The following is a 25659-nucleotide window of genomic DNA, read 5'->3' as shown; positions in this document are numbered from 1 at the left end:
GCCCCGCTTCTCTGCGCCTGCGGTCAAACAGGCTCCAGGGAGGCGAATCGGCCGATGCTGCGAAACTTGGCGTAGCGATCCTCGATCAGCTGCTCGGCCGTCATCCGCGAAAGCTCCTCAAGCTGCGCCCACAGCGCCGTCTTGACCGCTTCGGCCGAGGCCGCGGGGTCGCGGTGCGCTCCGCCTTTCGGCTCGGGCACGATCTCGTCGATGATGCCGAACTGCTTCAGATCCTTGGCCGTGATCTTCATCGCTTCCGCGGCTTGCTCCGCCTTGGACGCGTCCTTCCACAAAATCGAAGCCGCGCCGTTGGGCGAAATGACGGAATAAATCGCGTTCTCGAGCATGAGGACGCGGTTGCCGACGCCGAGAGCGAGCGCCCCGCCGCTTCCGCCTTCGCCGATGACGACGCAAATAATCGGCACGCCGAAAAGCGCCATTTCCTTCAGGTTGCGGGCGATGGCTTCGGATTGGCCGCGCATCTCGGCGGTGTCGCCGGGATAAGCGCCCTTCGTATCGATGAACGTAATGATCGGGCGTCCGAATTTGTTCGCTTGCTGCATGAACCGGAGCGCCTTGCGGAACCCTTCCGGGTGCGGACTGCCGAAAAACCGCTGAATGTTGTCCTTCGTGTCCTTCCCCCGCTGATGGCCGACGACCGTGACCGGAACGCCGTTCAGCTTGGCAAGTCCGCCGACGATCGCCAAATCGTCCGCGAACAGGCGGTCGCCGTGAAGCTCGATAAAGTCGGTAAAAATCAGATTGATATAATCAAGGGAAGTCGGGCGCTGATGCAGCCGGGCCAGATGCATGATTTGCGCGCCGGTCAATTGGCTGTAGATTTCTTCCTCCAGCTTCTTGTAGCGCTCCTCCAGCCGGTTCAGCTCTTCCGAAAAATCGATATTTTGATCGAGGCCGACACGCCGCAGATGCTCGATTTTCTTGCGAAGCTCGTCCAGCGGCTGTTCGAACGGCAGCTCAGTTGACATCGGCGCGTTCTCCTTTCCCCGAATGCATGTCAAGCAGTTTGGTCAAGAACGCCTTCATGTCCTTGCGGTGCACCACTTTGTCCAATTGGCCGTGCTTCAGGTTGAATTCGGCCGTCTGGAAATTGTCCGGCAGCTTCTGGCGGATCGTCTGCTCGATGACGATGCGGCCCGCAAAGCCGACGATCGCTCCCGGCTCGGCGATAATGTAATCGCCAAGGCTTGCGAAGCTGGCGGAAACGCCGCCCAGCGTCGGATCGGTGAAGACGGAAATGAACAAGCCGCCGTCTTGCTGGAACTTCGCCAGCGCGGCGCTCGTTTTGGCCATTTGCATCAAGCTTAAAATCCCTTCCTGCATCCGCGCCCCCCGGAGGTGGAGAACAGCAGCAGCGGGAGCTTCTTTTCCATGGCGAGCTCGATCGCTCGCGTCGTCTTTTCGCCGACGACGGAGCCCATGCTGCCGGTAAAAAAGTCGAAGCTCATGACGCCGATGACGACGGGGAAGCCCCCGATCGTGCCTTCGCCCGTCACGATCGCGTCGTTCAGGCCGGATTTCTGCTTTTGCAGCTCCAGCTTCTCCTTATAGCCCGGGAACTCGAGCGGATCCTCGGCGATCAGATCGGCGTCAATCTCAAAAAGACGCCCTTCGTCAAGCGTCATCGCGACGCGTTCCGAGGCGCTCAATCGAAAATGGTGTCCGCAGGTGGAGCATACTTTAAAGTTCTTTTCCAGTTCTTTCGTAAACTGAATCGTGCCGCATTGAGGACAGCGGTTCATCAGCCCTTCGGGAATTTCCCGCTTCGGGCGTTCTTCCTCCTGGTCGGGACTTGTCCCTGCAGCCGACGGGACGACGGCGTATTTTCTCTTCTGAAATAAATCCTTGAACACAGCGACACCTCACATGGCAAAGATGACGGGCTTCTCCGGCCGTACGATCGGCCTATGTCCCGCGTCGAGCAGGCGAGACGTTCGCATTTCGGTCCGCCGAAGTGCGGGCGTGCAGCCGCATGAGTTTCCGTTCGCGCCTGTCATGCCGCAAGCCGCATGACGGCTTCCGGGGCGTCTGCCGCGCATTCAACTAAACTATGAAAAATGAGACCGGAAAACAGTCGATTCCAATCGGTTACATATGCAAAATGCTTCCGAGCACTTCCTGCACTTCCTGCACTTCGCCGGACGGCACCAATATCTCATATTGAGGCTTGGTCAGGTTGATGGGGCGCACCTGCACGAGAAAGCCTTCCTCCGTGAGGCGCTTCTGAATCCGTTCCGCGATTTTAGCGGTCGGCGCGATGTAGATGACCGTCCACATGAAGCGGTACCCCAAATAATTACTTTAGACGCTTGGACGCAAATTTAGACGCTTGGGCGCAAGATTAGACGCTCGAACACAAGTTTGGAAGCTTGGCCGCCGACGCCGCCTATCACGATAAAGAAATGATAGCACACATGTCGTGAGACTAGCAACCGAAGGTCCGAGCGGCTGATGGCTATTTGACCCGCGCGCTGCCTTCTCCCAGCAGCGACTCGATCTCGCGGAGCAGCTCGGGCGACGGCTTGACGCGATATGCGTCGTTGAGCGCCAGCGTCCGGTGCCCGCGCTCGTAAAACAGCACCGTCTGCAGCGGCCCGGGGTGCGCGGACAGCATCTCCTGCAGCCGGGCCAGCACTTCCGGCCGCTCGCAACGCTCGCCGATGCGGACGTACACGCGCTGGCCCTCCGCCCGGCGTCCGCTAGCGCGCCTTTGCCCCGCCTCGGCGGAAGCCGCGCGCCCGCCGCCCGCTTCCGGCCGGGCCGCGATCCTCCCGGCGCCTCCGGTGGACGGCGCCGCCTTTGCGGCCGCTTGGCGCCCCGCCGGCGCCTCGCGGCCGAAGCCGGGGCCCGCGCGGCGCAGACGCTCCGCCTGCGCGGCCAAATCCGGCGCCGCCAGCGGCACGATGCCGTCGGCGAGCAGCTTGAAGTCTTCGTCGCCGTGCTGGAGCTTCGCCTTCACGAGCACGAGCGCCCCCTTCCCCGCAAAGGAGGACGCCGTCTTCCAAACGCTCGGGAACGCGACCAGCTCGACGCCCATGATCCGGTCCTCCAGCTCGAGGAACGCCATCGCCTGGCCGTTTTTCGTCACGATCGGCTTGACGGAAACGATCATGCCGGCCGTAAGCACCGGCGCGCCGTCCGGCGCTTCCGCGAGATCGACAAGCCGGTCCAGCCGGAGCGTATCCCATAACCCGGCGTATTCGTCGAGCGGGTGGCCCGTCAGGTACAAGCCCATCAGCTCGCGCTCGAACTCCAGCGTCTGCGCCTGCGTGAACGGCGACACCCCCGGCAACTCGACGGCCCAGTTCGGGGAGTCGCCGAGATCGTCGAGCACGAGCTGGAGCTGCATTTCATCCCGTTCCTTCCGCCACTGCACGGCCGCTTCGACCATTTCGTCCAGCGCCGCGTACTTCTGCGCCCGATGGCCGGGGAACGTGTCCAGCGCTCCGGCGAGCAGCAGCGATTCGATGACCCGCTTGTTGCACGTGCGGGGATCGACCCTTCGGCAAAAATCGAGCAAATCGGCAAACGGGGCCTCGCGCCGCACCGCCAGCACGCTCTCGATCGCCTGCGTGCCGACGTTTTTGACCGCGGCGAGACCGAAGCGGATCGCACGGCCGGCGGAGGAGTTAGCCGGCGCAAACAGCACGCCGCTCTCGTTGACGTCCGGCGGCAGCACGGAAATCCCCATCCTCCTGCATTCGTCGACGTACTCCGCCGTTTTTCGCTGGTTGCCGATCACCGATGTCAGCATCGACGCCATGAAAGGCACCGGATAATGCGTCTTCAAGTAGGCCGTCTGAAAAGCGAGCACCGCATACGCGGCGGCGTGCGCCCGGCAAAAGCCGTAATCGGCGAACCGGACGATCATATCGTAAACGTGGTTGGCCTCCTCTTCCCCGAAGCCCTGCCTCAGGCTCCCCCGAACGAAAAATTGCCGCTGCTCGTCCAGGATTTCGCGCTTCTTTTTGCCGACGGCGCGCCGGAGCAGATCCGCTTCGCCGAGCGTGAAGCCGGCCATTTGCGACGCGATTTGCATGATCTGTTCCTGGTACACGATGATGCCGTACGTATCTTTTAAAATCGGCTCCAGCGACGGGTGCGGATAATGGACCGCCGCCTTCCCGTGCTTCGAGGCGATGAACTGCGGAATGAATTCCATCGGTCCCGGCCGGTACAGCGCGATGACCGAGACGATGTCCTCGAACGAGGACGGCTTCATTTCCCGGAGCACGCGCCGCATGCCGGCCGACTCGAGCTGGAAGATGCCGGTCGTATCGCCTCGTCCGAGCAGCTCGTACGTTTCCCTGTCGTCCGCGGAAATGCCGGACCAGTCCAGCTTGCTGCCGGTCTCCTCCTCGATCCAGCCGAGCGTCCGCTCGATGATGGACAGCGTGCGGAGGCCGAGGAAGTCCATCTTCAGCAAGCCGACCGACTCCAGGTTTTCCATCGAATATTGCGTGAGCGGCACGCCGTCCGTCCCTTCCTGCAGCGGAACGTAGTCGGTCAGCGGTTCGGTCGAGATGACGACGCCGGCGGCGTGCGTCGAAGCGTGCCGCGGCATCCCTTCCACGCGGCGGGCCATGGCGACCAGCTCCGCCGATCGCCCTCCGGCCTCGCTTAGCGCGCGAAACTCGGGGCTGATCTCCATCGCCCGCTCGATCGACATGCCCGGGGCGGGCGGAATGAGCTTCGCCGCCTTGTCGACCTCGCCGTACGGGACGTTCATCGCGCGGCCGACGTCGCGGACGGCGGCGCGCGCGGCGAGCGTTCCGAACGTGATGATTTGCGCGACGCGGTCGCTGCCGTATTTGCCGGCAACGTAGCGAATCACCTCGTCCCGGCGCTCGTCGCTGAAGTCGATGTCGATGTCGGGCATCGTCACCCGCTCCGGGTTGAGGAACCGTTCGAACAGCAGGTGATGCTTGAGCGGGTCGACGTCGGTAATGAACAGCGAATAGGCGACGAGGCTTCCGGCGGCCGACCCCCGGCCGGGGCCGGTGACGATGCCGTTCTCGCGGGCGAACCGGATAAAATCCCACACGATCAAAAAATAATCGTCGAATCCCATTCTTCCGATGACCCCGAGCTCGTAAGCGAGCCGCTCCTCGGCCTCGCGCCGGAATTTCCCGGTGCCGGGAGCGCCCTCGCCCTCGCCTTCCGAAGCCGCAGCCATGCTCCCGCGTCCCGCCTTTTCGGCCGGCTCCCCCGCCGCGCCGCCGGCATCGTTCGCCGGCTGCGCCGCGCGGCTCCCGTCCGCCCAGCCGTATCGCCGGGCCAGCCCTTCCCGGCTGAGCCGGGCCAAATACTCGCCGGAGGTCGTCCCTTCCGGCAGCGGATGAAACTTCGGCAGCACGTGCCGATCGAAGTCGAGCTCCAGCTCGCAGCGCTCCGCGATGCGCGCGGTATTGGCGATCGCCTCCGGCGCGTGGCGGAACAGCGCCGCCATTTCGTCCGCGCTTTTCAGAAACAGCTGGCTCGTATCCAATTTCAGCCGGTCGGGATCGTCGAGCGTTTTGCCGGTGCCGATGCAGATGAGCACGTCCTGCAGCTCGGCGTCGTCCTCGCAAAGATAGTGCGAGTCGTTCGTCGCCGCCAGCGGGATGCCCGTTTCCTCCGCGAGCCGCAAAAGGCCCGCGGCCGTCTTTTTCTGCTCGAGCACGCCGTGATCCTGAAGCTCGAGAAAATAATCGTCCCCGAACAGCTCCCGGTACTTCAGCGCCAGCGCTTTGGCCTCGTCGTAGCGGTCGTGCAGCAGGTGCTGCGACAGCTCGCCGTTCAGGCAGCCGCTCAGACAGACCAGTCCCTCCGCATGGCGCGACAACGCTTCGAAATCGATGCGGGGCTTGTAATAAAAGCCTTCCAGATGGCCGATCGTGCTCAGCTTCATCAGATTGCGGTAGCCCGTCCCGTTTTTGGCGAGCAGCGTCAAATGGTAGATCGGCTGTTCCTTGCGCGACGTTTTCTCGTGGCGCGAACCGGCCGTTATATACGCCTCCATGCCGATAATCGGCTTGATGCCGCGCTCCCGGCACGCCTTGTAGAATGGAATGGCGCCGTACAGAACCCCGTGGTCCGTAAGCGCCAGCGCCTTCATGCCGAGCTCCGCCGCCCGGTCGGCCATCTCCCGGATGCGGGAGGCGCCGTCGAGCAGGCTGTATTCGCTGTGAACGTGCAAATGAACGAATTCGCACATATCGATCCCTTCTTTTCCGCGTAAACTCCCTTTTTTCATTGTATCATAAGCGGCCGGACCCGTCCCATATAGATGATAGTGGGAGGAATGGACATGAACCGGATCTATGCGCAAGCGACGCTGGATTTTTTCATCGCGTTCGGCGTCGTGCTCGGCGCGGCCGTGCTCGCGGGAATGGCTTCTTTTTTTCTGTGGCGGTCGCCCGTCGAAACGATGCTGGACATCGCGGGCCGAATCAAAATATGGGCGGTCGTCGTCGCCATCGGCGGCTCGATCGATCCGATCCGCGTCATCGAGTCGCACGTCATGAAAGGCTATCTGTCTCCGGCCGTCGAGCAGATCGGCTATATTTTATGCGCCTTCCTCGGCGCGCATCTGGCGACGGAGCTCATCCAGTGGATGTGCCGGGACGCGGGGTGAGCGGCCGATGAGAGTGCCGGATTTCAGTCGTTACCGCAAAGGGATGCAGGCCGCGGCTTTTCTGCTGTGCGGCATGATCCTGGGGGCCGCCGTCCATCAAGGCATGGTGCTCGACCAGACGCACCGGATCGTCGCGGACAATTACGAGCTGAAAGAGCAGCTTCACCTGACCGAGCAGCAGTTGCAGGCGACGCGCAAGGAAACGTCCATCCGCAGCATCGTCGTCTATATCGAGGAACGGCCGGACGACCCTCCGCTCGACCGGGCGGCCGAAGCGGAGCTCAAGAAAAGGCTCTCCGGCAAAAACGGGGATTTGAACGTTTTTCTCGGTCGCAAAATCTACGATATCGGCTCCGAAGCCCAAATGGCCCGGGCGCTTCTGGAGGGCAAGCGGTACACGGACATCGGAGGAAAAAATTACGCCGTCAGCATAAGGACGATGCTGGTCGCCGACGGCGTCCTGACCGTATGGATCGAAGCCCGCCCTACGCTTAAATAGCCCGAAGCGGCCTCCGTCTTTTTATGATAGAATGTGGGGGACAAACGTTTAAGGGGTTGCTCGAGTTGTTAATATCCGTGCTTCAATGGACGTTTTCCCTGTCCGTCGTCGTGTTGTCGGTGCTTGCCGTCTACAACAGCTACCGTTCCCGCCGGAATGCCGATCCGGTGCTGCGCGGCCTTTACGGGGCCCGGACGAACATCTTTATCGGGCTGACGCTCTCCGTTCTCGCGCTCGTTCAGATGGTTCTGTTTACCGGCTCGACCGTCCGCGTCATCGTCGGCGCCGTTTTCCTGCTGATGGGGCTGTTCAACCTGTTTGCGGGCATCCGCAACCATTCGGTTTTCACGAAACTCCGATCGTCTGCGCGATAAGCATCGCTTTGGCCATCGTGTCCCCTTCGTGCAGCACCTGCACCTCCATTATGATGTGACGGCGGCTGGATTCGATAATACTCGGCACGATGGCGATCGTCGAATCGATGGGCACGGTACGGAGAAAATACGTCGTCATGCTTTCCAGCACGTGCTCCCGCTTGCGCAAATCGCTCGCCGCCTTGACCGCGGCCTGCTGCATCAGCGCCGCGAGCACGCCTTCGGACACCGTGCCGAGCGGACCGGACATTTGCGGCGAGACCATCCCCGTGAAGACCGGACGGTTCTCCTCGTCCCTCCGTTCCGTAAATCCGCTCCACATCAGGGCGTCGAACGTTTCGCCCTGCTGCGCCTGCTGTCCCCGAACTGCATCGACCGGAGCACCTCCGTACGGCTGATGACGCCGATCAGCTTGCGCTGCCGGTCGACGACCGGGAGCAGCTCCAGTCCCTCCGATACCATCTGGTGGGCGGCGGCCGCGATCGGCGTCGTCAGCGTCACCGTCATCGGCCTGCGCGTCATGAGCTTGTCGAGCGGCTGATCCGGGGGCGAGCCGGCCACGTCTTTGGCCGTGATCATCCCGACCGCGCGGTTCCATTCGTCCGTCACCGGAAATCTCGTAAACCCGGTTTCGGCGCTCAGCTTCGCGAAATCCGCCACCGAAGCCGATTGCTTCAGCGAACGCGTCCTTGCCGACGGCTCCACGATATCGCCGATCATCATGATTTTTCGTTTGATGAGCCGGTCGAACATCGCCCGGTTGATCATCGACGCGACCGTAAACGTATCGTGCCGGCTCGTCAAAATCGGCAGCTGCCGTTCGTCCGCCAGCGCCTTGACGTCGTCGCTCGTGCCGAAGCCGCCGGTCACGAGCACCCCCGCTCCGTGCTCGAGCGCGAGGCGGTGGGCGTTTTGGCGGTTGCCTACGATCAGCAGGCTGCCCGCGTCGATATAGCCCATCATCTCGTCCAGCTCCATCGCCCCGATCACGAATTTGTGGAGCGATTTGCCGAGCCCCGCTTCCCCGCCGAGCAAGCTTCCCTGAACGATCTCCAGCACTTCCTCGAACGTAAGCTGATCCGGGCTGTTGCGGCGCTTTTTGTCGACCCGCACGGTGCCGATTCTTTCCTTCGTATTTACGTAGCCGAGCTGCTCCGCTTCCTTGAGCGCCCGGTACGCCGTGCCTTCGGATACGTCGCGATCCTTTGCCATCCGGCGAACCGAGATCCGGGTTCCGACCGGCAAGTCGCGTATATACTGCAGCAGCTGCTCGTGCTTCGTCTGTTCTCCGCCCGGCGCGTCGCCAGCCGTCATCGCGGTTCCTCCTTGCATCCGGTTTTTATCCAGTTTACCATAACGCGTCCATAGGAAAAAAAGACTATGATATTGCCCGCGAAAAAAGGTAAAGTAGAAGCTGGAAGAAACAACGGCAGGAGCGCTTTTTCAAATGACTACTTTTTGGGATATCGTCAAGCTCGATCTTTTGTACTCGTGGCCGCAGACCTTCATGGTCTGGCTCTTCAGCTTCACGCTGCTGGAAAACAGGCCGGAACGCCTCTTGCGCAAATTGATTCTGCTTACGATCGCAACCTCCGTTTACACGGATTCGCTATTGTTTTTTTTGCCGTTTCAGCTGCATCTGCTTAATTCGATGCTCATCAACGCCGTCATGCTTGGCGTTCTGTTCCGCGAAGTGCCGCTCAAGCAGAAACTGGGCGTTTATGCGTGCGTTCATCTGATGGCGATTTTGACCGATTTGCTGTTCGCCCAGATCGCCATGGCGATCTCCGGGCTGGCGGACCGGGAACAAATTTTAAAAGGCCCTCCGTGGCTGCTGGCGGCGGGACTGTATCCCGTGCTGATCGCGCTGTGGCTTCTTGCCGCTTACCTTCGCAAACGGGGCTTGAAGACGGCGAGACGCATGTTCGCGAAGATCGTGGACGGCTGGCGGACCGGACTCGGCAAGCTTGTCGTTCTCGCGGCGCTCCAATTCGTCCTGCTCGGCACCACCCGTTTTTTTCACGTCAACCAGCAAGGAAGCGACTTGATCGTTTCGGTTCTCGTCTGCGCCGCGATCTTGATGAGCCTGGTCTCCCTCGTCTATGTGGCGAGGCTGCTCTCCGGCGCCAGGGAAGAAGCCCGCGCGGCGCAGGAAGTGTTTGTGGAGGACATCGGCCGAATGTTCACGTCGATTCGCGGCCAGCGGCACGATTTTTTAAATCATGTCCAGGTCATGCATACGATGCTTCAGTTGGGCAAAACCGCCGCCCTGAAAGACTATATGGGCGATCTGGTTCACGACATCCGCGACGTCAGCGAAATCGTGCACCATCCTTCTCCGCCGCTGGCCGCTTTTTTGAAAGCCAAAATCGCCGTCGCCGTCAGCCTCGATATCCGCTTTACGTTCGAACTGTCGGATACGTGGAACGACCGGTCGGCGATCCGGACGATCGACGTCGTCAAAATCGTCGGCAATCTCGTCAATAACGCGTTCGAAGAAGTCGAATCGCTGCCGCCGGCGGAACGCCTCGTCCATGTTGAAATCCGCTGCCATGACGACCATATCGAGCTGGCGGTGCGCAACTCCGGACGGATTCTCGCGGAATCCGAGCTGCAGCGGATGTTTGCGCCCGGATATACAACGAAAAACGGAGGCCACTCCGGACTCGGGCTGTCGATCGTGCTCGAACGGGTCAAGCATTACCGCGGAACGATCGAGGCGCAATCGACTGCGGCGGAAGGGACGTCGTTTCGCATCCGTCTTCCGCATCGCGGCGGTTCGGCGGCCGAAAGCGGCGACATCCGGATCGGCTAAGGCATAAACGCGCAACCCTCTTTTATTTTGCTAAAAGGTTTATTATTCGATCATTTGGAGATACATACAAGGGACGAATCCGCCAGAGAAGGAGACACCGATGCCGTGAACACCAGCGGACAATCTCCCTTATTGTCGACGACGCTAGGCCAAAATCTCCGATTTATCCGGCAAAAACTCAGCGAATCGGGCGATTTAACGATCCAAAACGTCCAATTCGGCCATCGGGTCGCGTCGATTATCACGCTTGACGGATTGAACGATATTTACGCGATTCAGAAGCATTTGGTCCAGCCGCTGCAGCTCGGCGGAAGGGAATCGGCTTTGCAGGATCGGAGCGGCGGATGGCTCGACGAAATCGAGACCCGCTTCATCTCCCTGCCCGTCCTGAAACGGACGAACGAATGGGACGAAATCGTTGCGGCCGTCCTTGCGGGGGACGCGGCCTTGCTGCTGGACGGAGAAGACCGGGCGCTCCTGATCAAAAGCCGCAACCCGCCCGGACGCGCGATCGAAGAACCGCAAACCGAAGCGCTGGTCCGGGGCCCGAGGGAAGGCTTCACCGAAAACATATCCGCCAATATGACGCTCGTGCGCAAGCAAATTCGCGATCCCAACCTGACGTTCGACACCGTTCTCGTCGGCCGGCGTTCCCGGCAAACGCTCGCGGTCGCGTATATCGACGGCATCGCGCACCCCGAAATCGTCAAGGAAGTCAAACGCAGGCTGGAATCGCTCGACGTGGACGCCGCTCCGGAATCGGGCACGATCGAGCAATGGATCGAAGACAGCTTTCTGTCTCCGTTTCCGCAAATTTTACATACGGAAAGACCGGACAAAGTCGCGTCCGCGCTGCTGCAGGGCAAAGTCGCCCTGCTGCTCGAAGGCACGCCGTTCGTCCTCCTGCTGCCGACGACGCTCGTTTCCCTGATCCAATCCCCCGAAGATTATTACGAAAGGTGGATCATCGGTTCCCTGATCCGCACGCTCCGGTATGCCGCGGTTCTCGTTACGCTGCTGCTGCCCGCTCTTTATGTCGCGCTCATCTCTTTTCACCAGGGAATGATCCCTTTCAAACTCGCCTTTTCGATCGCGGCGACAAGGGAGGGCGTTCCGTTTCCGGCCGTCGTCGAAGCGCTGTTGATGGAAGGAACGTTCGAGCTGCTGCGCGAGGCCGGCATCCGGCTGCCCAAGCCGATCGGCCAGACGATCGGGATCGTCGGCGGCCTCGTCATCGGCGAAGCCGCGGTCCAGGCGGGCATCGTCAGTCCGGTCATGGTCATCATCGTGTCGATCACGGCGATCTCCTCCTTTGCCATTCCGGCTTACAGCGTCGGAATCGCGTTCCGCATTCTCCGGTTCGCCGTTATATTGGCCGCCAGCATCTTCGGGCTTTACGGCATCGTGCTTGCGATGATTACGATTTGCATCCATCTTTTGCGCTTGTACAGCTTCGGCGTTCCGTATTCGGCTCCCTATGCGCCGACGCTCAAGAGCGATTGGCGGGACCTGATCGTCCGCCTCCGATCACGCTTCTGACCGGCCGGCCCCGGTTCATGCAGACAAAAAATCCGGTGCGGGCGGACAAGGAGGGAGAACCATGACGAAAAGCTTCGAGTATGCCGACCGTGAAATCGGAAGCAAGGAAGTGTCTTATGCGGTCAGCAACGTCGTCATCGGCCTCGGCATTTTGACGCTGCCCGCTTCGATCGTCGTGGCCACGAACTCCTCGGACGGATGGGTGTCGATTTTGCTCGGCGGGCTGATCGCGATCGGCTTCGCCTGGATGCTGACCCGATTGGCCGTCCGCTTTCCGAAGCAAAGCTATCGCGATATCGCCGCGTCCTTGACCAATCGCCCGACGGCCAACGTGCTGACGCTGTCATTCGCTTTTTACACCTTTTTGTACGTAAGCTACGAAGTTCGCGGAGTGTCGAGCATATCGAAGCTGTATTTGTTCGACCGCACGCCGGTGGAAGCGATTTGCTTCGTGTTTTTGCTGGTGCTCGTTTACGGCGTGTCCGGCCCGAGCATTTCGCTGCTGCGGCTCAATCTGCTGTTTTTTCCGATCATCCTGCTCATTTTGACGGCCGTCCTGGCGTTGAGCGCCGGCGATTTCGATTACGAACGCCTGAAGCCGTTTTTCGTCACGCCTTTCCCGAAGCTTCTGATTGCGGCCAAGGAAACGGCCTTTTCTTTCCTCGGGTTCGAGATCCTGCTGTTCTACAACCTATTCGTCAACCGCCCGAAAAAACTCGGAAAAGCCGTATTCATCGGGATGCTGATGCCGACTCTCGTCTATTTGCTCGTCTTTCTGTTTGTCGTCGGCGTCTTCAGCACCGAGGTCGTCGCCAACACCCTTTTTCCGCTCGCGGAGCTGGCCAAGCAGGTCGAAGTGCCCGGCGGCTTTTTCGAGCGGTTCGAATCGGTTTTTTTCGCGGTTTGGGTCATGTCCCTGTACTGCACCGCGGTCATGGCTTTCGACGTGACGCTGATCGCGCTGCAGTCGGTGTTCCCGAAGGCGAGCCGAATGAGCCTGATTTTTCTGCTGACTCCATTTGTGTTTCTCGTGGCGATGCAGCCGACGAATCTGCAAGAAATCCGCCTTTTTTCCGAGTGGATCAGCTATTTGGGCATCATCGTCGCTTGGGTTTTCCCCGCTTTCCTTCTGATCGCGGCCAAAGCGCGGCGGGTGAAACCGGATGCGTAAATGGCTGCGGACATGCGGAATGGCCGTTCTCGTCGTGCTGGCGGCGGGATGCTGGGACCGGACCGAGATCGAGGAACGCGGATTCGTTGTCGGCTCCGCGTTGGACGCGGGAGACGACGGCAAAGTGATGCTTACGTTCCAGTTCGCAAACCCGAGCGCCTTGCACAGCACGGACAGCGCTTCGAAGCCCGGCGGAAAAACGTACAGCAATCTCTCCGTAACCGCCAATACCGTGTTCAAGGCGGCAAGGCAGATGTCCAACGTTTTTAGCCGATCGCCATATTTGGAGCACAACCGGATCATCCTCATCTCGGAAAGCCTGGCGAGGCGGGGCGATTTGGGCGACGTGCTGGATGTCTTCTTTCGGGATTCGGAGACGCGGAGAGCCGCCAAGGTGATGATCGCTGAGGGAGAAGCTCGACAATTGCTGGAGGCGACGACTCCGGTCGAGGCGCTGCCCGTTCGCTATATCGAGAAAACGTCGGAAAATCCGGACAAAAGCGAGTCGATCTCGCCGCCCACCAACATCGGGAACGTGCACGCCTTTTTGCTGCAGGATACGAGCTTTGCCGTGCCGAAAATTGCCCTGGCCGCCGAGAACGCCGTCGCGACCAGCGGAGCCGCGGTGTTTAACGGTCACGACCATCGGCTGCGCGGATTTCTGAACGAGGCGGAAACGACGGGACGGAATTTCATCCTCGGCAGCTTGAATGCAGGAGCTCTTGAAATCAAGCTGAACGATGCGTTCGTCGTTTTCGAAATGAAGCATGTGGCGCGCACCTTGGAGGCCGACGTCTCGGATCCGAGACGTCCCGTCTTTCATGTCTCCGTCATGGCGGACGGCAATATCGGCGAATCGCACCTGAATGCGTCGCTGCTGAACAAGGCCGTCCTCGCCGAAGCGGAGAAGAAGATCGAGGAAAAGATCGAATCCCTGACCCGGATCGTGGCCGAAAAAGCCCAGAAGGAGTACCGGTCCGACATTTTCGAGTTCGGCAAGCATCTCTACAGGGAGCACTACGGCGTTTGGCAGCAAATCAAAGACGACTGGGACTCGGGGGAAAACCTTTTTTCCGGATGCACGATTCGCGTCGAGGCCAAAGTAAGACTGCATGTCGTCGGTTCGATCCAGAAAGCGGAATAGCGAAGGAGGCGCCCGTACATGTCGGAGTTTTGGAGAGACCGCATACCCTCGTTGAACGAGCTGTTTTATGCCTTGCTGTCGGTTTTCGTTCCTTGGTGCATCTATAAGATTAACGGATGGTGGCACAAGTACGGGGATCCCCCGTGGAAAAAAGAGTGACGCCTTGACCGTGCCGGGCACAACGGTCGGGCGGGCTGTTCCGCTCGGCCCGTTTAGCCTGTGACCGGAGCAGCCCGCCAATCGCCTGGGGCTTCTGCGCGATCGGCCGTCCGTCAGGCCCCGATCAGCTTCAAAATAAGGGACGCTTTGGAATTGACCTGAAGCTTGAGGTTAATCCGGGAAATGTGGACTTTGACGGTATTTTTGCTGATGCCGAGCTTGAGCGCGATTTCCTTGTAGTCGAGATCCTGAACCCAATAATTCAAAATTTCCTTCTCCCGCGCCGTTAACCCGTACATCTCGGATTTGTCGCGCAGCGCCTTCTCCAGCGTTTGAAGCAGCACGTTTCTTCCTCCCCGCGTGATCAATGTGAATTAAACCGCCGATATGAGTCGATTATAGCCGGGCCTGGCCGAAAAAGCTGTCGGATTCTCTTGTCGGACAAGGTATACATAAGTCGAAAAAATGGGTGTTTGTACGTTGCGCGCCCTCCGTCGTCTACATATATTGTGCTGTATCTCGATAAAGGGCGACGTTGCATAATACGAAAGCCTAAGGCGCTTTTCCGGAGGCTGTACGCCCAAAATTACCGGGTTACCGCACCAGAGTTCGCATGCTTTCATATGATAAAGTTGACTGTATCCCTGGACCTTGTAATCACTTCCATTCCCGGGCAAGGAGGGGTGACACACGTTGAAAGGCAGCGATCACAAAAGCAAATTCCTTCTCACCAATCGGGAACGCGAAGTTTTTGAACTGTTAGTGCAGGACAAAACGACTCGCGACATTGCCCAGCAATTGTTTATCAGTGAGAAAACGGTGCGGAATCATATTTCGAATGTCATGCAGAAATTAAATGTAAAAGGGCGTTCGCAAGCGGTTGTCGAGCTGATTAAGCTCGGGGAACTGAAAATTTGACCTTCCTTCGCCGCTTTCCTGATCAGCAAGCCTTCTTTTTCGTTGTCCTCCGTGAGGGCGGCGCGGAAAGAAGGTTTTTACTTTGATGCTGAACAAATTCACGTGCCTGGCGCAGCTCTGCCCCGACATCCTTTCCTCTGCTTTGCCTCGTCCCTCGTTGGATTTTGTCCAATCTAAACCGGCTTTTTTACGACATCCTCGGGCTTGGTTGGATTTTGTCCAACGGGGCGAGACCGTTTCATGCCTTTCGGCCGTAATGGCCGTTCCTCATTGGATAAAATCCACTCTATCTCGAAGTTTTCTCGTTTTTCACGCCGCCCGTTGGATAAAATCCAACATAAGTTTGCCCCCCTTTATACGATAAAAAGCGGCGGGACCCTCGTCCCTGCCGCGGCCAACTTTCGATTTCCGCCCAAGCCCCGCTTAGCGGTGCATATAGTTCGGCGCCGTCTGAGCCCGGGACGTTCCGTTCATGCCGGATTGTTCGGGGAAGATGCGCTCGACGAGCGTATTGAATTCGGTAATCATGCCTTGAATCGGATTGCCGTTGCGGAAGTCGTTCGCCATCCGCTCCATCCGGCCGAAAAAGTCCGGATTCGTCGATACATAGACGTTTTCCGTCGTCGGCGACATCCCTTTAACCAAATCTCCGACCTTGTTTTTGAGCGTGTCGGAAGCATCGCCGCTCATCGCGCCGACGCGGCCGTTCGTTCCGGCGCGGCCGTTCGTTCCGGCGCGGCTATTCGCTCCGCCGCGGCCAAAACCGCCGTAAGTGCCTCCGCCCGCCGTCGTTCCCGTGTTGTCTCCCACGCTGTAATAATCCGAGCGGTAAGGAGCGGCCGAACGGGGCGTTACGCTGTTCGGATTGCTCATGCCGACGCCGCGTTCGGCCATGCCGGCTCCCATGCCTTTCGTTCGGCCGGTTCCGTTATTAGAACGATAAGTGCCTTTGACGCGTTGTCGGCCGTTCGTCTCCTCCGTGATCGCAACGTAAGCGTTGCGATCGGTCAGCATCACGTACGCCGATTTGATTTCCGGCAGCGCGGCGAGCTTGTTCGCGATATCGTCGCTCAGTTCCATATTCGTATTGCCGTGAAGGCCGACCACGTTGTTGTTCATTTGCTGCGTGCCGTGAATGCGGTTCATTTCGTTCGCCTGATCGTTCGCGAACCGGTTGTTCAGGCCTCTCATATTGCCCGCATTGTTGGGGCGGATGTTTTTATTGCCCAAATCCCCCTGATTGGCAGCACAGCCGGACAACGCCAAAGCCGCCGATAAAACAAGCGTCGAGGCGGCTAATCCCTTGCGCATCGAACTCCTCCTTTAATCGGTTTTCGGCTGTTCCCGCCGCATCGTTAGGTTGGCCTCCGGGCACGCTGAATATGCTTCTGCATTCGCCTTGACAGCGGAACATTTTCGACCTAGTATGGAAACAAGAATTAAAATTAGTACCAGGTATTAGAATCAAGTTCTATAATCAAGCCAAATGGAGGGCGAAGAAAATGAACGATCGGCCGAATCCGGGCTCCTTTTATTCGCAAGCGGAAATGACAGGCATCGGCAGCTACGTACCGGAAAAACGGCTGACGAACGACGATTTGTCGCAAATCGTCGACACGAACGACGAATGGATCGTTCGCCGGACGGGAATCCGCGAACGCAGAATCGCCGGACCGCGCGAATTTTCCAGCCATCTGGCCATCGAAGCCGTGCGCGATTTGCTCGAACGTTATCCGACGGATTCGACGGATATCGACGCGGTTATCGGCGCCACGACCACGCCCGATTTTCTTTTTCCTTCCGTCGCCTCGAGAGTGCAGCAGGCGTTTGGCATCCGACGCGCGCTCGCCTTCGATTTGAACGCCGCCTGCGCCGGCTTCGTTTCCGCGATGCAAGCGGCCAACGGCCTTATTCTTTCCGGCGCTTATCGCAAAATCGTCGTCGTCGGGACGGAAACGTTATCCAAGATCACGAATTACGCCGACCGGTCCACCTGCATATTATTCGGCGACGGAGCGGGAGCCGTTCTTCTTGAGCGGGCGGAGAAAGGAGCGATGCTGGGATCCTACGCGGTCACGGACGGGAAAGGCGGTTCTTATGTAATGGCCGGAGGACTGGCGTCGGAGCTCGACGGGCAGCCTGCGGAAGAAGGGGGAAAAATCGGGCAAAACGGCAGGGAAGTGTATAAATGGGCGGTTTCGACCATCCCGGACGGTATGAAGAACATGCTGGAAAAGGCGAACCTGTCGATCGCCGATCTGGACTGGTTCGTTCCCCACAGCGCCAACTTGCGCATGATCGAAGCGATTTGCGAGCGGCTCGGCTTCCCCTTCGAACGCTCGCTGCACAGCGTCGGTCCTTACGGCAACACCTCGGCGGCATCCATTCCTCTCGCTCTCGATCTTGCCGTTAAGGAAGGCAAGTTGAAGAAAGGGGAGCGCATCGCCCTTTACGGATTCGGATCCGGCCTTGCGCAAGCGGGGTTGGTGCTGGACTGGACGCTGGAGTGAAGCTCGGTCCGGCAGGCCGCACAGCATCTGGCCGGCGCGAGTCGGACAGATGCTAGCCGGGCCGCGAAAGAAGCCCGCCGCGTTCCAGCAAGCGGCGAATGTCCGCCTTGCCGATCGTCGGCCGGTCGGAACGGATGCCTCCGCTCCCGATGCCGGCAAAGCCCGAATAACGCGGTTTGAGGCCGGGGATGTCGATCGTCGGCAAAAGAATCAAATAACGATCGTCGTACGCGATCGCAGTCGCGGATTCTTGCTCCGTCAATAGCGTTTCGTGGAGCTTCTCGCCCGGCCGGACCCCCGTTTCCACGACATCAACCCGCTTTCCGGCCTCTTCCATCAACACTTCCGCCAAATCGGCGATGCGGCATGCGGGCGCCTTCATGACGTATATTTCCCCGCCTTCGCCTTCGGACGCCGCCCCGATCAAAAACCGGACCGTATCCGCAAGCGTCAGAAAAAACCGGGTCATGGCCGGATGCGTAATGCCGATCGGCTCCCCTTTCGCGATTTGGTTCATGAACAAGCTCAAGACGCTTCCGGCCGTTCCGAGCACATTGCCCCCGCGCACGGAGATAAATTTGGTGTTGCCATCGAGCAGGTTGGCATAGACGATCAGTTTTTCGCCGATCGCTTTCGTCATGCCGTAAAAACCGGACGGGCTGGCCGCTTTGTCCGACGAAACGTTCACGACCTTTTTCACGCCGTTCTCCAACGCGGCCTCGATGACGTTTTGCGTGCCGAGCACATTCGTTTTGAGCGCTTCGTACGGATGATTCTCGCATACCGGCACATGCTTCAGGGCGGCCAGGTGAAAAATCAGATCGACCCCTTTGCACGCTTGGGTAAGCGCCTTGCGATCGCGCACGTCGCCGATGCGGTACGAAACCCGCGAGTCGCGGAGCTCCCGATCCATCGCCACCTGGCCGGACTCGTTGCGCGAATAAACGATGATTTCCTCCGGAGACCGATCGAGCAACTGCCGCGCGAGTTCCCGTCCCCAGGAACCGGTTCCTCCGGTGATCAAAATACGCTGCCCCGCGAACATCGTATCCCCCCGAGCCGAAAGTAGACTGCTGCTTCGTGCGAAACGGAACTTACCCGCGCGAACGGTTGCGGCCGCGGCGTTTCCTCGTTTTGACCGCGCTTCGTTTGGCCCGCATCCGTCTTCGGCGTTTGCGCCGGCGTCTTCTTCGAGGGGGAGCTTCGTCCGTCTCCGGTTCCTCCATCGGCAAGCCGGGCGGAATCAAGACGAGCTTCTCTTCCAAAATATAACGCACGTCCTCGAACCGAAACCCCGCGGCCAATAGCGACTCCGGCGAAGGAAACGGCCGTTTTCGGCCGTTTTCGAGCCAATAAACGGTCGGGCCCATGCCCCGAACGAGACCGGCGAGCTGTTCGACCGGATCGGGAAGCTTCTGGATGAGCTTGGCCAGCTTCGCTTGGAACGCTTCAAGTCCATACGCTTGCTGCACCGCCTGCATATTCCGCCCGCCGACCGTAAAGCGCCACTCGTCGCTGGCCAGCAAACCGCCTGCCGCGGCGGCGAGCCCGGGAACGTCTCCCGGGGCGACCAAAAATTCGCCGTTGCCGGTAGCCTGCATCAGCTCGGTCAGGCCTCCGGAAGCGAACGCGACGACCGGCTTGCCGAACAGCATGCCTTCGGCCGCGGTCATGCCGAAGCCTTCCTTGACGAGACTGGGCACGACCAACACGTCCATCGCCGGATAGATCGTCTCGATTTTTTCCGCGTACCGCACCCACCCGATCCGGTTGCCGAGCCCCGCCCCGCGCGCGAGCTCGATGCAGGAGTGGACGAATTCCTCGTCGGCGCCGTTGCCGACGATCAGCATTCGGATCATCGGATCTCTCAGCGCCAGCGGGATCATCGCTTCGACGAACTCTTTCAGCCCTTTGGACGGGTGCAGGCCGGCCGCCACGAAGCCCGCGACCCGATGGTATTCCCCCCACCCGTTGCTCCTGCGCACGTTAAATCGATGGGAGAACCAGCTTTCCGGCTCCGCCTCCCTCAAGCTTACGAAAGGCGGCAGCACGACCGTCTTCGAGAGCAGCGTCTTGCGGCTGAACGGAGCCAGCACCGTCTCCGAAATGCCGACGATCAGATCGCTGTAAGTGTTGATCAGCGCCGCGGCCTGAGCCCTGCGCGGACCGTCTTCGGCGATCGTTTCCATCAGCGCCCACACAACGGGAATTCCGAGCGCCTTCGCCGCGATTGCGGGCAGGGGATGCGCGCACGTGTTCACCCATACATAAGAAGGCTGCTCCCGCTGCAAAAGATCGATAATCCGCTCCCAAACCGGATCGGTCCGAAGCGACTCCAATTCCCGGTCGAGCTGCGGCGAACCGTCTTGCACTGCCGGACATAGCGGAATAGGGAGCGTTGCCGACTCGATCCCTTCGCGCAACGCGGCTCTGGCGATGGCCCCTTCTTGCGGAACGACAAGCAAGCATTCGAAAAAATGCCGCATTTCCTTCAAAAAGGCGAGCAAAAGCTTTTCCGCGCCCGTGGCGTGAACGTCGTTGCACAAATGGGAAAAAATGACCAGCTTCGGCCGAACGGTGACTGCTTGCATGCCGCCCTCCTCCTTCTCCATGCGGCTGTTCCGCTTTTATCCGATTACGGTTTCTGCGTTACGGAGCCAAAGCGATTTCCAGCAATTGATGCAGCCGGTTCGCGTACGTGTGGTCCCTCATCGTGCGGCGCAAAGCCCTCAAGGCTAACAGTTGCCGTTCTTCCTCGTGATTCAGGTAATACTCGACTTTGGCCGCCAGATCCTCGGGCGTATCGTAAGTGACGATTTCTTCTCCCGGCTTGTAATACAAGGGCAAATCGCTTCGTTGATCGACGATTTGCAGCGTGCCGCAGGCGGAAATTTCGAATACGCGGGGGTTCGGCGACTGGGCCACGATTTTGGCGCCGTTGCGATTGAACGTTTCGTCGTCATGCGATCTGTGCACGTTGATCACGATGCTGAAGGCGTTGTAGTGCTCCGCCGTTTCCAGCGGGGTCATCCAGCGGTCCAATTGAATCCGATCCTTCCACCGCTTGTATTCGGGAAGGCGGTCCCACCAGATTCCCGACAAATGAAAAGACCGATGCTCGATATAAGGAAGCAGCCTTGAAAAAAAGTCGACCCGATTCCAGTACGCGCTGCCGATAAAGCAGACGTCGCCGCGAAGCGACAGCTGCGGATTGCGCGGTCGGAAATACTCGGGAAACACTCCGAGCGGAAGGTAATGAACCCGGGGACAGCCCAACTGCTGGTAATAAGGCACGCAATTGTTTTCCAGCGTGAATACGTAGTCGTAGCAAGGAGCGAGTCCGCTCGTAATGTCCGTGTAATAAGGATCGTCGGTGAACCAGATCGCGGTCCGGATGCCGTTCAAGCGTATGGAGGCTACCTGCTCCGGCGGAAATTCCATGCCTTCCAGCACCAGCACCAAATCAGGGCGTTCCGCCGCGGCGAGTCCGGCGACATCGTCCTTGGGGGAAGCTACGATGACCCGCTCCGCCAACCCAAGAAGCGAAAGCTGCACGGCTTCGTCCAGAGGGCTGTACGGGAAGCCTTTGCCCGACGTTACGAACAGTACGGTCGCCGCCCGGCGCGGAAGCGCGCCGGCCGATTTTTGGATGACGGCCTCGCACAGTCCCTGCCAGCGACCATGGGCGAACCCGAGCGCCAGACCCGACCTTTGTCCGGCGGCATACGCGGATGCCGTTCCCGATTTTTGCCCGGTCCGGACTTTCCCGCCGATCTTCGCGCGATTGCGGATGACTGCCAAATCCATTCCTCCTTCGCGTTCTACCGCCTAGTCGTCCACGATCACCCAACATCAATATATGCGCCCTCTCTGAGTCGGACATGGATAGTTACCCGTCCGCAAGTGCGTAAATCGAAAAAAGAAAAAGCCGCCCTCCCTACTCGGGAAGACGACTGCCGAAAACCCGTATGCGGTTTAAAATTCGAGCTTGCCGCCTTCCTCAAGCCCCTGTGCAAACCCGGCTTGAAACCCTTGTTCGTACGCTTCGTCAAATCCTTGCCGATACGTCTGTCCTCCCGCGGCAGCCTTCCTCGGGGCGGCAGATCGTTTGCGCAAAACCCGGCCGCGCCGGCGAGCGGGTCCTGTTTTTCTTCGTTTCCGGCCGGGGTTGCCCGCCTTCCGTCCGCTCCGCCTCGCGGCGCCCTTTCTTCCGAGTCCGGCGCGTCTTCGCTTGGCCGCCGTCCGCGAATGTCCTTTGCGTTTCAGTCGGCTCCCCCCATTCATAGTTGCTGCTCGTAGGCCAATTGATGCCCGTCTTCGAAGCCTTGGGCAAAGCCGGCGTGGTAGCCCTCGCGGTAGGCCGAACCGCTCCCGTGAAGAAGCGGCGGTCTGACGTTTCCGGCCGTTCGCCCCCTGCGCCTGCGCGTCCGACTTCCGGCCGCCCCCTCTTCTTTGCCGGGGACGGGCTGTTCGTCCGCTTTTTTCCCCGGGCGCCCGTCCTCGTTTTGCCCGCGGGACGGGACCCCCGCCTGAAGCGCGGCTTCATTGCGGCATCCCTCCCGTATTTCGCCTGCGGAGGTTATGCGGGACCAGCCTCTCGTTCAGCCAAGGAGCGGCGGCTTCGCCCCGCACGGGAGGCGCCCAGGTGCCGCCGGCCGCCGTCCCGAGCAACGCTCTTTGCATATTGGAAATGACCCGGACATGCTCTCTCAGTACCGCGGCGGAACCGGAGCTGCCTTCCGTGACGTCGGCCACGCTTTCCAATATCCGGGCGAGCGCCTCCTGGCTGCGGGCGATGGATGCGAGCAAAGACAGCTTTACCTCCCATGCCTGTTCCCGGTTCATCCTTCCCCGTCTCCGAAGTCGAATCCGCCCATTAACCCTCCGCCGCCCATCAGCCCTCCGCCCCGTCGTCGTCCTCCTCCGGTTCGAGGATGGCTTTCATATTGCGGTTCAGGCCGTTGCAAAGCTTGGTCAATCCGTCGATCAATTCGACATTTTGCTTGTGGAATTGAAGGGACGTGGACAACTGTTCCGTCTGTTCTTCATATTTATCGGGAGTCATGTGGTTAAGCACCCAGTTGCGCACCTTCTCCGCCTCGGACGCCTTCGCTTCCAACATCATCGCCATGTTCCAATGCAGCTTGGCCAGCGCGTCGAGAGTTACTCTATACGCGTCTTCGCGAGTCATTTTTTCGCCCCTCCCTTCTGTCGCCGCTCTCCGCGCAAAAGTCCGCTATGCGGCGGACGTTTTATTCCTCATCCGGGGAACTGGTCGCTTTTACGATTTGAGTCAGGCTGTCCGCCACCGCCTCCTGCAAGTCCGCAATGGAATTCACGTAAGAAATGACGCTTTTGGTGACCTTGGACGAACTGTCCGCCAGACCGTCCAGGCCTTCGAATTGCGGCATTTCATCCGGCAGCGCCTGCACCAGATGCGCCATTCGAACCGTCACGTGCCGCTTGGCGTCGAGCATCCTCGCCATTTGCTGGTGGGACTGGGATAAATGGACGACGATTTCCGTCATTAAGTCCTGCATGCGGCCTTAGCCACCGTCCTTTGCTGGCAAACTGCCGAGTCTTTACAGCATATGCCTTTTCGCTTTCCTTGCCACATGTTGCGCCGAAGAAGACGCGGCTTCGCCCGTCCGAAAATCGTTCGCCCGAGCATATGGCTTGTCCACTCTCACGCCGTCAAGAAACGATCCAACCGGGTTCCACTACCCGAGCAACGCCCTCCGGTGCCCGCAGCCGTTCCCGACACAAAAGCCGCCGGCGGCGAAAACGCATCGGTTTTCGGCCGAACGGCGGCCCGGCGCTCAAGCCGACGGCAGGGCGCCCGCATATGGCCGGCAGCCGCGGCTATGATGCGCCGGAGGTATCTTCGCGCGTTTCAAAGCCGCTGCCGCAAAACGGGAGGCGCGACGATCGGCAATCCCTCCGCCCAGCGGGCCGCCTCCTCCGGCTGCATGACGTCGATTTTTTTCAGATGAAGGTGCCACGCCTGCATGGCGGCCAAACTGACGATTCGCCGCAAGCGATCGGCTTCCCGGTAAAAAAGCGTCCCGTCCGGCAGCATGACTACGCCTGTCGCTTCTCCGAACCAGCGCGCGGACGCTTCCTCTCCGCTTATTTTGCCGCCGATAGGCCAGCGCTTCAAATCGATTTGCGAAATCCGGGTCACGGGAAGCGACAGCTCCCCCTCCACGGAGTGCCGCATTCCGTCCTCCACCCAATATACGGCGGCGCCGATGCCTTGAACGGCAATCCGTTCGGGATACAGCAGCGACATATCCGCAAGCGGCTCGGACACGGACGGAGACAGCTTCAAAACCCGATGGATCCACTCGTAAGGGTGCTGCCATTTTTCATTAAAATAGAGGTGATTCCGATCGTTGATGCGGGCGAATTGCTCGCCGATCGCGCGAAGGCTGACGCTGCCGAAATGGTGGATGAACGTATCCTCCGCTACGACGAGATTGCGGCCAAGCAGCCGAACCCGAATGCCGTAATCGTCGTCCTCGAAATTTCCCAATTCGAAGCCCTCGTCGAAGTACCCGATCTGCTCGAACAGCTCGCGGCGGAACAAAAGGCAGAAGCCGACAAGCCGGTCGGTGCGGCGCCAGCGAGAAGCGTCGGAACGGTTGAAGGCGGCGGCGAACCGAGGCATGTCGCCGATGTGATCGTACGGAACCGTTATTTGCTGGTCGCCGCTCACGCAATTGGAAACCGGTCCCACCATGCCGATGCGTTCGTCGCTGTTCAGGCAGGCCAGCATGTTGTCCAGCCACCGCTCGGTGACGAGCGTATCGTTGTTCAGCAGCAAAAGGGTGCTGCCTTTGGCCATCATCAGGCCGACGTTGATCGCGCCGGCGAAGCCGCGGTTCGCGTCCAGCGCCCGGAAGCGGACCTGGCCGCCCAGACTCCGAAGATAGGCGGCCGTTCCGTCGGCAGAGGCATTGTCCACGACGATAATCTCGTAAGGTACATTCGTATTGTCCATAATGCTGCGAATGCATTCCTTTAGCAGGGCCAGCTGGTTGTAAGTCGGAATAATGATGCTGGTTCCTTCGAACCCCTCATGGAATCTTTGCAGTCCGACTTGGACGCCCTCCCGGTACCCTTCTTGATAACCGCGATCGTACCATTCTCCCGGCCTCGCCGGCGTTCGTCTGCTCGGCGCTTTTCCCCCGCTTTTTCTCCGGGCGGGGTCGGAACGGGGCGGGCGACGCGAACGCCGGCTGCGAGCCGGCCTTTTTGCCAAGCCCATGCCGACGCACCTCTTTCTGAAATTGATGGCGAGCCTTTCGCTTTACCGCCGGATTTTCGGCTGATATTCCAACCCGGCCATCCGATCGGCCAAATGGCCGAAATCGACGGCCGCTTTGCCGGTTCGTTCGACCAGTCGCACGCAAATCGGAACGGCCGCGATTCCGGCCGACACGAGCGCCAGATCGAACGGATGTCCCGACGCCTCTTCGGCGACCCGTTCCCAGTCGCTTATCCCTCTAACAGGGCCGACCGCGGCGGCGATGCGGACTCCTCGATTGCCGAGCACCCGCGCCAGCGGCGCCGCCGCGTTGCCGACGACCAGGACGCGGCGGCCGGCCATCAGCTTCGGCCAATAGTCTCCTTCTTCCAGTGCGTAATTGATCGTCGAGGTCGTCAGCCGGATGCGTTCCCAATCGATGCCGAGCGCCCTCCATACCTTGAATAAAAGCGGCTGGAACGTCGGTTTTCGCGAAAGGGGGATTCCGATGACGGAAGCCGCTTGGACGGCGGCGGTAAGTACGTCCCTGGCCTTTATATCCGGCACGTTTACTCCCGCATAGGCCAGAAACGGGCCTTGCCGGGAAACTTCGGTCGCCGAAAGCACCGTGCCTTGCGCCATCG

General features: G+C 59.8%; 23 protein-coding genes and 2 pseudogenes. 10 read left to right on the top strand and 15 right to left on the bottom strand.

The features are described 5' to 3' along the window. Positions 1-23 precede the first annotated feature (23 nt). The 4 genes and pseudogenes from JW799_RS17310 to JW799_RS17295 form a co-directional block, all read right to left on the bottom strand. The gene (locus JW799_RS17310; RefSeq protein WP_080833865.1) at positions 24-989 is read right to left on the bottom strand and encodes an acetyl-CoA carboxylase carboxyltransferase subunit alpha; all 966 of its coding nucleotides are present in this window, start codon (positions 987-989) and stop codon (positions 24-26) included. Continuing rightward, positions 979-1874 (bottom strand): annotated as a pseudogene (accD, locus tag JW799_RS17305) (acetyl-CoA carboxylase, carboxyltransferase subunit beta). Before accD ends, JW799_RS17310 begins: the two are co-directional and overlap by 11 nt. A gap of 235 nt (positions 1875-2109) precedes the next feature. After that, positions 2110-2298: a glutamate decarboxylase gene (locus JW799_RS17300; RefSeq protein WP_080833869.1), complete on the bottom strand. Its 189-nt coding sequence runs from the start codon at positions 2296-2298 to the stop codon at positions 2110-2112. Positions 2299-2476: 178 nt separating this feature from the next. Next, positions 2477-6217, bottom strand: a complete 3741-nt coding sequence (locus JW799_RS17295; protein WP_205430841.1) for a DNA polymerase III subunit alpha — start codon at positions 6215-6217, stop codon at positions 2477-2479. A 93-nt stretch (positions 6218-6310) separates the two neighbouring features. Between JW799_RS17295 and JW799_RS17290 the strand changes: the two genes are divergently transcribed. From JW799_RS17290 to JW799_RS17280, 3 genes are all read left to right on the top strand, one after another. Continuing rightward, the gene (locus tag JW799_RS17290) at positions 6311-6637 is read left to right on the top strand and encodes a YtrH family sporulation protein (protein ID WP_080833873.1); all 327 of its coding nucleotides are present in this window, start codon (positions 6311-6313) and stop codon (positions 6635-6637) included. A 7-nt stretch (positions 6638-6644) separates the two neighbouring features. Beyond that, positions 6645-7136, top strand: coding sequence for a sporulation membrane protein YtrI (locus JW799_RS17285; RefSeq protein ID WP_205430840.1), 492 nt, complete (start codon positions 6645-6647; stop codon positions 7134-7136). Positions 7137-7201: 65 nt separating this feature from the next. Further along, complete coding sequence (locus tag JW799_RS17280) at positions 7202-7510, top strand: YtpI family protein (protein ID WP_080833877.1); 309 nt, start codon at positions 7202-7204, stop codon at positions 7508-7510. Here the strand turns inward: JW799_RS17280 and JW799_RS17275 are convergent. Beyond that, positions 7482-8824 (bottom strand): annotated as a pseudogene (locus JW799_RS17275) (DRTGG domain-containing protein). The gene JW799_RS17280 and the pseudogene JW799_RS17275 overlap by 29 nt on opposite strands. A 133-nt stretch (positions 8825-8957) precedes the next feature. Here JW799_RS17275 and JW799_RS17270 point away from each other — a divergent pair. The 5 genes from JW799_RS17270 (at position 8958) to JW799_RS17250 (ending at position 14338) form a co-directional block, all read left to right on the top strand. Then, positions 8958-10325 carry a sensor histidine kinase gene (locus tag JW799_RS17270; RefSeq protein WP_205430838.1) on the top strand — a complete coding sequence of 456 codons (1368 nt, stop codon included), beginning with the start codon at positions 8958-8960 and terminating at the stop codon, positions 10323-10325. 105 nt (positions 10326-10430) lie between these two features. After that, entirely contained in the window at positions 10431-11864 is a 1434-nt protein-coding gene (locus JW799_RS17265; RefSeq protein ID WP_338026285.1) for a spore germination protein, read from the top strand. A 61-nt stretch (positions 11865-11925) separates the two neighbouring features. Beyond that, entirely contained in the window at positions 11926-13035 is a 1110-nt protein-coding gene (locus tag JW799_RS17260; protein ID WP_205430837.1) for a GerAB/ArcD/ProY family transporter, read from the top strand. Next, positions 13028-14179 carry a Ger(x)C family spore germination protein gene (locus JW799_RS17255; RefSeq protein WP_080833886.1) on the top strand — a complete coding sequence of 384 codons (1152 nt, stop codon included), beginning with the start codon at positions 13028-13030 and terminating at the stop codon, positions 14177-14179. The genes JW799_RS17260 and JW799_RS17255 overlap by 8 nt, the downstream gene beginning before the upstream one ends. Positions 14180-14197: 18 nt before the next feature. After that, a complete protein-coding gene (locus JW799_RS17250; protein ID WP_176220676.1) occupies positions 14198-14338 on the top strand; it encodes a hypothetical protein in 141 nt (46 codons plus the stop codon). Between the two features lie 113 nt (positions 14339-14451). On the opposite strand, the gene JW799_RS17245 is transcribed toward JW799_RS17250, so the two are convergent. Then, positions 14452-14682, bottom strand: a complete 231-nt coding sequence (locus JW799_RS17245; RefSeq protein WP_080833888.1) for a response regulator transcription factor — start codon at positions 14680-14682, stop codon at positions 14452-14454. Between the two features lie 349 nt (positions 14683-15031). On the opposite strand from JW799_RS17245, the gene JW799_RS17240 reads away from it, so the two are divergent. Next, on the top strand, positions 15032-15256 hold the full coding sequence (locus JW799_RS17240; RefSeq protein WP_019422432.1) for a helix-turn-helix domain-containing protein: 225 nt from the start codon (positions 15032-15034) through the stop codon (positions 15254-15256). A gap of 423 nt (positions 15257-15679) precedes the next feature. Here the strand turns inward: JW799_RS17240 and JW799_RS17235 are convergent, their stop codons facing one another. Beyond that, complete coding sequence (locus JW799_RS17235; protein ID WP_205430836.1) at positions 15680-16567, bottom strand: YhcN/YlaJ family sporulation lipoprotein; 888 nt, start codon at positions 16565-16567, stop codon at positions 15680-15682. Between the two features lie 191 nt (positions 16568-16758). Here JW799_RS17235 and JW799_RS17230 point away from each other — a divergent pair, with 191 nt between their 5' ends. Beyond that, a complete protein-coding gene (locus JW799_RS17230) occupies positions 16759-17766 on the top strand; it encodes a ketoacyl-ACP synthase III (protein ID WP_205430835.1) in 1008 nt (335 codons plus the stop codon). A 52-nt stretch (positions 17767-17818) separates the two neighbouring features. On the opposite strand, the gene JW799_RS17225 is transcribed toward JW799_RS17230, so the two are convergent. From JW799_RS17225 to JW799_RS17190, 8 genes are all read right to left on the bottom strand, one after another. Further along, complete coding sequence (locus JW799_RS17225; protein WP_080833896.1) at positions 17819-18811, bottom strand: SDR family NAD(P)-dependent oxidoreductase; 993 nt, start codon at positions 18809-18811, stop codon at positions 17819-17821. A 49-nt stretch (positions 18812-18860) separates the two neighbouring features. Beyond that, complete coding sequence (locus tag JW799_RS17220; protein WP_205430834.1) at positions 18861-20357, bottom strand: glycosyltransferase family 4 protein; 1497 nt, start codon at positions 20355-20357, stop codon at positions 18861-18863. Between the two features lie 58 nt (positions 20358-20415). Next, complete coding sequence (locus tag JW799_RS17215; protein ID WP_338026284.1) at positions 20416-21567, bottom strand: CgeB family protein; 1152 nt, start codon at positions 21565-21567, stop codon at positions 20416-20418. Between the two features lie 741 nt (positions 21568-22308). Continuing rightward, positions 22309-22611, bottom strand: coding sequence for a hypothetical protein (locus tag JW799_RS17210; protein ID WP_080833907.1), 303 nt, complete (start codon positions 22609-22611; stop codon positions 22309-22311). A gap of 49 nt (positions 22612-22660) precedes the next feature. Further along, on the bottom strand, positions 22661-22957 hold the full coding sequence (locus tag JW799_RS17205) for an alpha-helical endospore appendage domain-containing protein (protein ID WP_205430833.1): 297 nt from the start codon (positions 22955-22957) through the stop codon (positions 22661-22663). Positions 22958-23018: 61 nt separating this feature from the next. Further along, a complete protein-coding gene (locus tag JW799_RS17200; protein WP_080833911.1) occupies positions 23019-23306 on the bottom strand; it encodes a nucleoside-diphosphate sugar epimerase in 288 nt (95 codons plus the stop codon). Positions 23307-23659: 353 nt separating this feature from the next. Beyond that, positions 23660-25036, bottom strand: coding sequence for a glycosyltransferase family 2 protein (locus JW799_RS17195; RefSeq protein WP_080833913.1), 1377 nt, complete (start codon positions 25034-25036; stop codon positions 23660-23662). A gap of 42 nt (positions 25037-25078) precedes the next feature. Next, on the bottom strand, positions 25079-25657 hold the full coding sequence (locus tag JW799_RS17190; RefSeq protein ID WP_205430832.1) for a GT-D fold domain-containing protein: 579 nt from the start codon (positions 25655-25657) through the stop codon (positions 25079-25081). Between the last annotated feature and the right edge of the window lie 2 nt (positions 25658-25659).

This window comes from Cohnella algarum (assembly GCF_016937515.1).
Classification (GTDB): Bacteria; Bacillota; Bacilli; order Paenibacillales; family Paenibacillaceae; genus Cohnella; species Cohnella algarum.
This window is presented reverse-complemented; position numbering and strand designations above follow the sequence as displayed.